The following is a 226-nucleotide window of genomic DNA, read 5'->3' as shown; positions in this document are numbered from 1 at the left end:
GATGTTTGGAGACTTACCGCCAAGCTCTACCGTTGATGGAATCAAGCTTTCAGCCGCACATTTCAGGATGTGGTGACCGACTTCTGTCGAACCGGTAAAGGCCAATTTCGCCAAACGATCGCTGGTTGCTAACGCTTGACCCGCTTCGCTACCAAAACCATTCACGATGTTGACCACGCCTGCAGGTAGAAGATCAGCGATCTTCTCCATCATCACCAAAATCGAT

Annotated in this window: 1 protein-coding gene; it reads right to left on the bottom strand. The window is 50.0% G+C overall.

Annotated features, from left to right (window positions below; genetic code table 11):
* Positions 1-226: aldehyde dehydrogenase family protein (locus AB4653_RS10180; RefSeq protein ID WP_372104056.1), on the bottom strand; the 226-nt coding region annotated here is incomplete at both ends.

Source organism: Vibrio sp. 10N.222.48.A3 (genome assembly GCF_041475345.1).
GTDB classification, from domain to species: domain Bacteria; phylum Pseudomonadota; class Gammaproteobacteria; order Enterobacterales; family Vibrionaceae; genus Vibrio; species Vibrio tasmaniensis_A.
Note: the sequence above shows the minus strand (reverse complement) of the source record. Positions and strands in the feature narration are given on the sequence as shown.